Annotated in this window: 13 protein-coding genes; 1 reads left to right on the forward strand and 12 read right to left on the reverse strand. The window is 52.2% G+C overall.

Going from position 1 to position 9,397, the window contains the following annotated elements; translation table 11 throughout:
* Both IAG03_RS14655 and IAG03_RS13635 read right to left on the reverse strand, forming a co-directional pair.
* The coding region (locus tag IAG03_RS14655) for a helix-turn-helix domain-containing protein (protein ID WP_430472470.1) at positions 1 to 153 on the reverse strand (153 nt) is incomplete at its 3' end.
* A gap of 214 nt (positions 154 to 367) precedes the next feature.
* Positions 368 to 850, reverse strand: coding sequence for an SLOG family protein (locus tag IAG03_RS13635; RefSeq protein ID WP_249320638.1), 483 nt, complete (start codon positions 848 to 850; stop codon positions 368 to 370).
* 141 nt (positions 851 to 991) lie between these two features.
* Between IAG03_RS13635 and IAG03_RS13640 the strand changes: the two genes are divergently transcribed.
* Positions 992 to 1,324: a helix-turn-helix domain-containing protein gene (locus IAG03_RS13640; RefSeq protein ID WP_249320639.1), complete on the forward strand. Its 333-nt coding sequence runs from the start codon at positions 992 to 994 to the stop codon at positions 1,322 to 1,324.
* A 43-nt stretch (positions 1,325 to 1,367) separates the two neighbouring features.
* Here the strand turns inward: IAG03_RS13640 and IAG03_RS13645 are convergent, their stop codons facing one another.
* From IAG03_RS13645 to IAG03_RS13690, 10 genes are all read right to left on the reverse strand, one after another.
* Positions 1,368 to 3,179, reverse strand: coding sequence for a CHAP domain-containing protein (locus IAG03_RS13645; protein WP_249320640.1), 1,812 nt, complete (start codon positions 3,177 to 3,179; stop codon positions 1,368 to 1,370).
* Between the two features lie 29 nt (positions 3,180 to 3,208).
* Positions 3,209 to 3,370, reverse strand: coding sequence for a sortase family protein (locus tag IAG03_RS13650; protein WP_249320642.1), 162 nt, complete (start codon positions 3,368 to 3,370; stop codon positions 3,209 to 3,211).
* Positions 3,370 to 3,990: a class B sortase gene (locus IAG03_RS13655; RefSeq protein ID WP_249320644.1), complete on the reverse strand. Its 621-nt coding sequence runs from the start codon at positions 3,988 to 3,990 to the stop codon at positions 3,370 to 3,372. Before IAG03_RS13655 ends, IAG03_RS13650 begins: the two co-directional genes overlap by 1 nt.
* Positions 3,991 to 4,023: 33 nt before the next feature.
* Positions 4,024 to 6,363, reverse strand: a complete 2,340-nt coding sequence (locus IAG03_RS13660) for a VirB4-like conjugal transfer ATPase, CD1110 family (protein ID WP_249320646.1) — start codon at positions 6,361 to 6,363, stop codon at positions 4,024 to 4,026.
* Positions 6,356 to 6,721 (reverse strand): PrgI family protein, encoded by a 366-nt coding sequence (locus IAG03_RS13665; protein WP_249320647.1) that lies wholly within the window; start codon positions 6,719 to 6,721, stop codon positions 6,356 to 6,358. The genes IAG03_RS13660 and IAG03_RS13665 overlap by 8 nt, the downstream gene beginning before the upstream one ends.
* Before the next feature lie 12 nt (positions 6,722 to 6,733).
* Complete coding sequence (locus tag IAG03_RS13670) at positions 6,734 to 6,943, reverse strand: hypothetical protein (RefSeq protein ID WP_249320648.1); 210 nt, start codon at positions 6,941 to 6,943, stop codon at positions 6,734 to 6,736.
* Positions 6,940 to 7,128, reverse strand: a complete 189-nt coding sequence (locus IAG03_RS13675) for a hypothetical protein (protein ID WP_249320650.1) — start codon at positions 7,126 to 7,128, stop codon at positions 6,940 to 6,942. The genes IAG03_RS13670 and IAG03_RS13675 overlap by 4 nt, the downstream gene beginning before the upstream one ends.
* Before the next feature lies 1 nt (position 7,129).
* Entirely contained in the window at positions 7,130 to 7,966 is an 837-nt protein-coding gene (locus IAG03_RS13680; protein WP_249320652.1) for a VirB6/TrbL-like conjugal transfer protein, CD1112 family, read from the reverse strand.
* A 56-nt stretch (positions 7,967 to 8,022) separates the two neighbouring features.
* Positions 8,023 to 8,373, reverse strand: a complete 351-nt coding sequence (locus IAG03_RS13685; protein ID WP_249320654.1) for a glutamyl-tRNA amidotransferase — start codon at positions 8,371 to 8,373, stop codon at positions 8,023 to 8,025.
* A partial coding sequence (locus tag IAG03_RS13690) for a VirD4-like conjugal transfer protein, CD1115 family (RefSeq protein WP_249320655.1) occupies positions 8,360 to 9,397 on the reverse strand: 1,038 nt, incomplete at its 5' end. The genes IAG03_RS13685 and IAG03_RS13690, both read right to left, overlap by 14 nt.

Consider the following 9,397-nt stretch of genomic DNA (forward strand, 5'->3'; position numbering starts at 1 on the left):
ACACAATCGGAGCATGACAGACATGGAGACGAGGCGGTTATTGTTCAACTGGGTCATGGTATGGGACGACAGGTGCGCAGCCTTGGCCAGCTCGCCTTTTTTCATTTTGTTCTTGATCAGCAAAATCCAAAGTTTGTCATAACGGACCGTCATGGGGTTCCTCCTGTTGAAAATAAAATCTCCCAAAGTGCTTATAACTTTACAGAGTATATTCTACCATAACGCCTCCGAAATTACGACAGAATACGAACAAATTCTGTAAAAACAGCAGCTATGGTGTCGATTTTGACCATCACCTGAAAAAGCCTCCCGAACCGTTCACCTATGGAAAGGCAATTCGGGAGACTTATTTGCGTACAAGGCACTCTTACAAGCTATCTGGGCCTGCGATATTGATGATCCGCAGGCCCCTGCGGCGGGCATAGTCCACAGTATATGCCGTGCCGCCGGTGGGTTTCGTTAGATAGCAAATACAAACGCTGCTGTTATCCACAAGGTGCCGATTGCGTTTCTGCATACAGCCCCGAAAATAGTGCTCCGAGGTATAAGTCACCTTATCTGCGCAGCGCTTGATCTCTTCGTAAGTGTCGATATTCTCTTGCGGCCAGCCTCGAGTCTGGTTAAGGCACGGCAGCACAAGAATCAGCCGGATCTGCGGATAACGCTCCCTCAAGAGGAGGACAACCTGCGCTGCCAGAGTATCAAATCCCAAGGCACCACCTGCGCCGAAATAGCGATAGCCTTGCTCAATCAGCTTGACCAAATTGTCCTCCAAGCGCTTGGAAATTTCGGGCAGATCATCTGTCGGCAATTCCCGATGTCCGGTGAAGCAAACTGTTTTTGAGCGCATAAACTTCGCACTCCTCTCGAATACTATAAATGCCGAAATTTGAGAAATAATATCTATAGTATATATCCCGGCCTTTTGAATATCAATAGTCTATGGATTGGCCAAAGCGATATTTATAGACTATATATGGAGGCGAGGGGAATGAGTGATATCGCAAAGATCATTGGGCAACGCATCAGAAACTACCGGACGCAAAAAGGACTCAGCCAGGAAAAACTAGCCGAGCTTGCCGGCTGCCATCCCACATATATCGGGCAATTGGAACGTGGTGAGAAAAACGCCACTCTGGAAAGCGTTGAGAAGATTGCATCAGCTATGGATATTTCACTGTCCGAGCTATTCGATAAGTTGGGAAAGAGCGGCGGCGACAACATTGCGGCCAAATGCTATGACTTGGTTGCCTCTAAGAACGAGGCAGAGCAGAAGCAACTCTATAAAATGCTTCAGGAAATGGACAAATACAAAAATCAATAAAAAAACACGGTGCCACCCGACGGAGGGTGACACCGTGTTCTGCTTAGTAGGCGACTACCCCATATCCGAGAATTTCATAATGACCAACCGGGTACTGATTGACGCGGCAGCTGTCGCCGGAGTTGCCCTCGATGGTGTAGACAACGCCGTTTTCGACCTTCTGGACGATACCGACATGATCGGACTGAGCGTCCTGCGGGCCGGAGTTGCCCTTATTATCCCAATCGAAGAAGATAATCATGCCGGGCGAGGGCTCCACGGCGTTATCCGCCCACTGCCCTCGCTCCCGGAACCACTGGACACCGTTGACACAGCCTGCGAACTTAGGAATGACACCGGTGTCGATATAGCCGCATTCGTTCGCACACCAGCTGACGAAGCAGGCGCACCACTCCACGCGGCTGCCGAAGCCGTACCATGACCAATAGGGCTCTCCGCCCACATTGCCCACCTGCGACAGCGCCACGGCAACGATTTGGTCATCCACTCCATAGATTCCGTAAAGCACCGCCGCCCACATGCCGCTGTCCTGCGCAAGCAGTTCTGCAAGCTGCTGCTTTTGATCCTCATTGAAACCGTACTGCGCAGCCATCTCATCCGCCGTCTTGTGGCTGACAGTAATATAGAGCGTCGTAATCGTCTCCTGTACCTCTTCCTCAAGAATATTGCCGTTGCCGTCATCCGTCTCCACAATGACCGTCTCGGTCTTTGTTTCCGTCCGGTGGGTGATTTCGTTCATCTCCCAGAACAGGCCCTTCAGAAGCTGTTCCTTTTCCGGAGTGATCGTTGCCACCTCCTGGGAATTATCCGGATCGGAGGTCGTCTTGACGGCATAGATCGACAGCACCTCTGGCCACACAGCCCGAGAACCGGACATTTCAAGCGCATCGTATTCAACAGAAGCCTCGATGGCATCCAGCTCGTTCTGGTAATCCAAGTTGATTTCCTGAATGACCTGCCGCATCGTCTTTTCTGAGCCTGTATCCTCGCTTGAAAAGAAAATGCCGAAGCAGGAACAGGCAATCAAGGCAACAAGGCAGATAACCACGACGACCACGACCGCAACCCAGCCACCGGCAGCGATAGCCGCAACCAGTGCTTTCATCGCCGCTGCTATGGCCTTGATTGCCGCCGCAACAGCTTTCGCCGCTGCAACAGCCGCTTTGTAGGCGGCTATGGCAGTCTGACGGGCAATCTCCGCCGCTTTCTGTGCGGCCTTTGCAGCCGCAGCCGCTGCCTTTTGCGTTGCCTTCGCTGTTGCCTCTGCGGTTTTGATGGCAGCCTTGGCGGTTTTCTCCGCAGTCTTTACGGCCCTCTCTGTTGACTTTACCGTTCCCTTTGCACCGGCTTTTACTGTCTGTTTCCCGGCAGAGCGAGCAGACTGCTTGATGGTGCGTTCAGTACGCTCCGCAGATTTGATGGTCTGGTTTCGTCTGCTCCGGATGCTTGTCCGTGTGGCCTCCGTATTTTGCCGCGCTGCCTGCCGTGCAGCCTCCTCTCGCGGCGTTCTGCTTGGCGCGCCCCTACGCAGCTCCTCCTCATAGCGGCGAACCCGTTCTTCATTTTTGTGGATGCGCTTTTCATTGCGGTGCTCCCGGTGCGCCTCCTTGCCTTTTTCAATGGCTTTTTTCGTTTGGCCGGAAACCTCGTGCCAAACCTGATCGGTCACATCCTCAGCGGCATAGCGGATTTTGTCCTCCGCGTACTCAGAGGGGGAAATCTGCCCGTCGTCCATCAGATTTTCTGCCTGATCCTTAGAACGGACAAGGGCCGTCTTCATGCGCTCGGAGGCAACAGCCGCTTTATCAAGAATCTTGATATCCTTAACGCTCTCTCTTGTTTTTATCCTGCCCAAAGCCATCGCCTCCCTTCAGAGCAGACAAGTCACACCTTCTTCGCTACGACAACGAAGCGACCGTTGGGATAGGTATATTCGCAGGTGGAAAGGGTCAAAAGCTGGTCCCCGTATTCAGCAGTAATGCCCGTGTCATAGAGCTGTCTTGCGCGGACATTCTCCATGAACTCGGCAAACTGCGCCTCATCCATCAGCGTGTATTCGTTGTACTTGACTCGAGGTTCGTATTGAATTTGAAGGCGGCAACGACCTCATATTTGCCGAGGATGGAGAGCGTGTCAAAGGCAATCTCCGGATGCTCCTTGCAGAAGTCGGAATCGGTGTATTTGCAGAGGTCGGCAAACATAGAGCCGTCGTTCATGTGGTGCCCATAAATCACAAGATTGTTGCTGATCCCGGTCATACAGGCCTCGTCAATATAGGGAACGCCGTAGTCGCTGTATGTTTTATCAAAGCTGCGCTTCAGATAGAAGTCCGGCTTGTTCGGGGTCTGCATGACGGGGTAATTGACATTCGTACCATCAATTCTGATCCATCCGATAAAGTCGTGGTTCTGCTCAAACAGTGCCGCATATTTTTCGCGGGCCAGCGCCGCCTCTGCCGCCGCCAGTTCTTCTGCGCTCAGGCTGGATTCCTCCGCTTCGGTGGCCTTCTGCGGCTCGTCGATTTCCGTAATCAGATTGGTCAGATCGTCAAATGTCGCCTTGCTGTTCTTCGCATCCAGATACTGATGCGTAAACATGGTGCTGCAAAAGATCGCTGCCGCGCCGAGTACGGAAACGATGATGATTCCAAGGGCTTTCTTTTTCATTTTGTATTCCTCCCAAAAGAATGGAGGACGGGCTTAATCCCGTCCTCTTGCAAATTTGCCCTCGCCGGGGCGCTTGGTCATAAGCTGATAGAGCTTGGTGTCCTGCGGGAACCGATTGATAAAGGGCACCAGCGCAGAGCCGTATTTAATCAGTCCGCAGCCGGCGTCGGCATTGGTGATATAGCTCATCTGCTCATTGGAGATGTTCAGGAGCTTGGCAAGCTGCCCTCTGTCGGATGCAGCCTGATTCAGCATAACTACAAATTCCGAGTTGGAAAGCATGGTGCTGGCCTGAACAGAATCCAGCAGATACTCCACATTCTGCGTAATTGCCGTGGGGGAGGCGTTGCGCTTACGGAACTGCCGCCATGCGGAGTTGAAGAACTGCGCCGAGAACCCGTTCTCGAACACCACATGGAACTCGTCAATAAAGACATGGGTGCGCTTGCCCTTCTTCCAGTTCAGCGTCACGCGGTTGAGCATGGTGTCCGTAATCACCAGCAGGCCGGTGGGCTTGAGCTGGGAACCGAGACCGTGAATGTCGAACACCACGACACGCTTGTCGAGATCCACATTGGACTGCTTGCCGAAGATGTCCAGAGAACCGGTGGTATAGAGCTCAAGGGACAGCGCGATCTGCTTCGCTTCGGGCTCAGGCTGCTCCAGCAGCATATCGCGTAGGGTGCAGAGAGTGGGAATCGTCCCGGTGTCCGCCGCATTGCGGTACACATTGGTGATGCAGCGGTCGATGATAGACTTGTGCTGCGGGCCGACGCCCTTCTTGTCGATCTGCTCGATCAGAGACATAATGAACTCGGACTTTACGACAATGGGGTTGTTTTCACCGTACCCGTCCACCATATACATGGCATTCAGTCTGTCTCTGCCGCCGGCAGACACACGGATCACCGAGCCGAGATCGCCCATAGCTTCAATAAGCGGCGCGTATTCTCCCTCGGGGTCACAGATCAGAATATCATCGTTGGTGTTCAGAATGAGGAAGGTGATCAGCTCCTTTGCCGAGAACGACTTACCGGAACCGGGAACACCGAGCAGAAAAGCGGACTGGTTCAGAAGATTTGCCTTGTTGCACATGATGAGATTGTGGGAAATGGCATTTTCGCCGAAGTAAATACCGCCCTTATCCATGATCTCCTGCACCTTGAAGGGCATCAGCACCGCAAGGCTTTCTGTCGTGAGCGTTCGGAACGCATTGATTTTTCTCGTCCCGATGGGGAGTACCGTGTTCAGTCCATCCGTCTGCTGATACTTCAGCGTTGCCATCTGGCACATGTGCTTTCTCGCTGTAGACAGCACCGTTTCCGTGTCCAGATCCAGCTGCTCCTTGGTGTCTGCGGTAATCACCATTGTGACCACCGCAAACATCATGCGCTGGTCACGGGTGGTCAGATCGTCCAAAAACTCTTTGGATTCCTTGCGCTGAAGCTCCATGTCGTAGGGAACCACAGCGGAGAAATTGTTGTTCTGATTCTGCCTTCTCTGCCAGCCGGTGATGTTCGTTTCCACGCCCAGCAAGAGGTGCTCCACCTCACGGACGGCTTTATCGGTGGGAATGGGAATCACATCAATGGAGAGCATGAGATTGCGGTTCAGCTCGGTCAGCTCCGAGAACATGCTGTCCTTGATATAGCTGGCGTAGTCCTTGAGGAAAAGCACTCTGGCATATTTCTCGCCCAGCTTGATATGATCCGCAGCACGCTCTATGCTGTCCGGGCAGATGTAGTCACGGAAATCATGCCCCAGGTGCGCCTTTCGGCTCATATCAAACGAGAATGCCGCCTCATCACCGGGGCGATAAAAGTCGTGGAGAATGCGCAGCCGCTCAACGGCGTTCAGGGGCACACACTTGGAACCCAGGTTTGCGAAATGGGCGGTCAAATCCGCTCCGATTCTCGCAAAATATGCCCGTGCTTCCTCGATGTCCTTCTTGGCCACGGTGATGGTAATATACTTTTCCTGCGTAATGCCGTTTGCTCCCGTCGCCTTGTCCAAGAGCATGTCATTATACTCCTTGCGGTACTCATCCAGCCCATCCTGCTTCATGGGCATCAGGATGGATTCCTCAAAATCAGACCTGTTCAGCCTGTGATTGTTGATGGTGATCTTCGTGGTAGCTCCGCTGTCCAAGCTGTTCAGAAGCTCCGAGTATGTCAGAAACATGCTCTCTTTATCCTCACGGCTTGCCACCAGATAGTTGATGTCCGAGAATCGGAAGGACTTAGAGAACTTATTTCCAACCTTAAAAATGCCATCCGGCCAGATGTTCTTGATGGGAATAAGATCCTGCACCTTTCTCGGAATCTTAAACTTCTCCTTGTCCTGTGCAAGGATCGCTTTGATGCTCTTAATCATTGTGCTTGCAGGCCTCCTTTTCATGTTCATCGATAGCGTCCTTTAGCGCCTCGTAGTAGATATTTACCGGCTCGAACTTGATCTGCTTGGGCTCCAGCATTTCACTCCGGAGCCATGCCCACACAAATTGCTCTGCGGTCATACCGTTGTAGTTCACAAAGCCCATTGCCGCAAAGGGCGCAGCACCAAGGATGCACATCCACGAAACCGTTTCCGTCCCCACATAGGGCTTCAAAACAAAGTACAAAAGCACTGCAACGCCAACAGCCAGTAAAGAAAAAACGAACTGTCTGAGGGACAGTCCGAAAAACATGGACTCGGTATAGTTCCGAATCTCTCTATTGATTTTGACCTCCATATCGTACCTCCTTTAGGTCAACACATCAGCGGTAGCAATAAACAGAATGTGCTTACGAGGAACATACATAGAAGTGAACGGCGTCTGAAATTCAAGAATATCGTTGTCTCCCGCCTTATAGAAGCGATTGACGATTGTCTGCGCTCCGTGCAGGTCGTAGTCCTCTCCTACCTGCAGGACCTCGCCGTTAGTGAGATGAATATTATAAAGTTGAACAGTCATAATGGTAATTTCCCCTTCTGCATTTTTTCCCGGCGCAGAGCCTCCTGAAGTTCCTCCTTGCAGACACATTCCTCTGCAAGGCAATTTACTTCGCCTTTCTTTCTGCCGCCGTAATAGAGACAATATTTGCAATCGCAATCAGCCACGGTATATCCGCGCCATTGATTCAGTACACGCTTTGCCATATCAGATACCCATCATCTCCTTCACAAGTCGGTCTGCCATTTTCACCGCGCCGACCAGAATGAGCATGTTGAAAATCAGCTCGCCGATGTAGCTCCACACCATAGAAGCCGGAGCTGCATTCGGATCAACAACCGGCGGGCTGGACGCAAACACGGAGAAGATGATGCAGGCCAAGACGATGATTGCACCCTCCAGGCACACCGACGCATAGCTTTTTAGGAAGCTCTTTCCGATGTTCTGCGTAGGCTCTCCGGCAAAGGCGGAAAGCGGAACCGGCGCAAGCGCGGTGTACATGTACATTTTGAAAAAGCGGCCATATACACTCATGATCATCATGAAGGACAGCACCCAAATGAACAGTCCACCGATCAGCGTTACCGCCCACAAGGGGATAGACTCAAAGAAACCGCAATCCTCCACAGCCGTGATAATCTCCTGCGGCAACACCGTTGCCTGTGGGCTTCCAAAGCCGGCAGAATTCATGATCGTACTGACTACGCCCTGGATAATCTCCAAAATCGCCATCATCAGCTCCATGCCGTAGGTAATCAGGCCTTTAGCAATCGCAAAACGAACGAACAACTTCACCGCGTGCTCCGGCTTTTTCAGCTCTGCAAAGGAGCCGCAGGTTTTCACAACTCCCACTACGAAAAACAGCGCCAACAGCGCATAGCCGATGGCCTGCAGCGCTCCGTGGATACTGCAAATAACCGACCAGATCGAGCCACCTTTGAATGTCTGCGGTGACTGCGTGATCAGCTGCCAGATTTCCGACAGCTTATCGTTCCAAACCTCCAGTGCATTTTCAAGGTTCTGCACAATCCAGTTATCCGACATTCGTTACACCTCCCTTCGGGGCGGCCTTTACGACCGCCCCTTTTGCGGAAACCGGATCAGCCAACAATGAGGTTGAGGATTTCCTTGGCAAAGGTGATGATGACGCCGCCGGCCAGGGTCAGAAAACCGTTGGAACGCTGGCTCGGATCGTGGGACTGGAAGCTGAGACCGACCTGCACAATGCCCCAGCCAAGCAGAATCAGGCCGACCGCACGGATGAGGCCGAAGATAAAGTCGCTGAGGTTGTTGACGACGGTAATGGGGTCGCCTGCGGCAAAGGCGGTCACGCCCATGCTCATGGTAAGCGTAAGGGCAAGGACAGCCATCACATAAATGCGGTAGCCCTTCTTGACCTTGCCGGGGATCTCCGGCTTGCTGGTGTTCTTCTTTGCATTAAGCTTCTTCATTGTCTTTTTTCTCCTTTTCATCAAGTAGTTCTTCCAGCTCCTCTTCCGAGTAGAGCAAGAATTCATGTTTTTCTGCCTCCAGCTTTTCAGCGTTTTTGACAGCCTTCTTGTCGAAGCTGAACGCCATGGAAGCGATGCTTCTGGTATCCTCACCGTGGGTATAGGCCGGTGCGGAACCGTCCGTCGTAAGCGCCACATTAGGATGATGAAGAATGTCATACTTGAGATCCCGGATGGGGCGCTCCCCGCGTATAAAAAGAAGTGCGTACCGGTTGTCCAGCATACGCACTTCGTCAGGTGTCATCAGCTCTCGTCCGGCAAGCTGATAGTTGGTGGAATAGCTTCCGTTTCTGCCGCGAGACCGTCCGTAGGTATTCGTATCGATGGTCTCCTTGCCCAGCAGCTTGGAAACATACTCGTGGGTACTTTGTTCGTTGCCGCCCAGATACAGAAACTCGTCGCAGTTACCCACAATGCTCTCCCATTGCTTCTCAAACAGAGCTTTCAGCTGCGCAAGGTTCTGAATGATGATAGAGACAGAAATCTCGCGGCTTCGCATAGTGGACAGGAGCTTATCAAACTCATCCGGCAGAGCGACATTGGCAAACTCGTCCATGACAAAATGCACATGCACGGGCAGTCTGCCGCCGTGAACGGAGTCGGCCTGATAGTAGATCTGCTGAAACAGCTGGGTATAAAGCATACCCACGATGAAATTGAAGGAGCTGTCGTTATCGGGAATCACGGCGAATACCGCCGTTTTCTTTTCTCCGATTTGCCCCAAATCCATTTCATCGTATTGGGTAATGCCGGCCAGCGAATCCAGATTGAACTTCTCCAAACGGGAGACAAGGGAAATCTGGATGGATTTCAGCGTCTTAGCGCTGCCGGAGTGATACGCCCGATAATACTTGAGGGCGATATGCTCTGGGTTTATCATTTCCAGACGGTCAAACAGCTCGTCCAGAGGGCTTACATAGCTGTCGTCGTCCTCACGGACTTCACCTGCACGAAGCAACTCCAT

The organism is Yeguia hominis (assembly GCF_014384705.1).
In the GTDB taxonomy this organism is placed as follows: Bacteria; Bacillota; Clostridia; order Oscillospirales; family Acutalibacteraceae; genus Yeguia; species Yeguia hominis.

Coding starts and splice junctions, on each gene's coding strand:
- IAG03_RS13670 (WP_249320648.1), bottom strand. CDS start 6,943: ATGACTGTTCAACTTTATAATATTCATCTCACTAACGGCGAGGTCCTG.
- IAG03_RS13665 (WP_249320647.1), bottom strand. CDS start 6,721: ATGGAGGTCAAAATCAATAGAGAGATTCGGAACTATACCGAGTCCATG.
- IAG03_RS13685 (WP_249320654.1), bottom strand. CDS start 8,373: ATGAAGAAGCTTAATGCAAAGAAGAACACCAGCAAGCCGGAGATCCCC.
- IAG03_RS13675 (WP_249320650.1), bottom strand. CDS start 7,128: ATGGCAAAGCGTGTACTGAATCAATGGCGCGGATATACCGTGGCTGAT.
- IAG03_RS13650 (WP_249320642.1), bottom strand. CDS start 3,370: ATGGATGAGGCGCAGTTTGCCGAGTTCATGGAGAATGTCCGCGCAAGA.
- IAG03_RS13660 (WP_249320646.1), bottom strand. CDS start 6,363: ATGATTAAGAGCATCAAAGCGATCCTTGCACAGGACAAGGAGAAGTTT.
- IAG03_RS13640 (WP_249320639.1), top strand. CDS start 992: ATGAGTGATATCGCAAAGATCATTGGGCAACGCATCAGAAACTACCGG.
- IAG03_RS13655 (WP_249320644.1), bottom strand. CDS start 3,990: ATGAAAAAGAAAGCCCTTGGAATCATCATCGTTTCCGTACTCGGCGCG.
- IAG03_RS13635 (WP_249320638.1), bottom strand. CDS start 850: ATGCGCTCAAAAACAGTTTGCTTCACCGGACATCGGGAATTGCCGACA.
- IAG03_RS13680 (WP_249320652.1), bottom strand. CDS start 7,966: ATGTCGGATAACTGGATTGTGCAGAACCTTGAAAATGCACTGGAGGTT.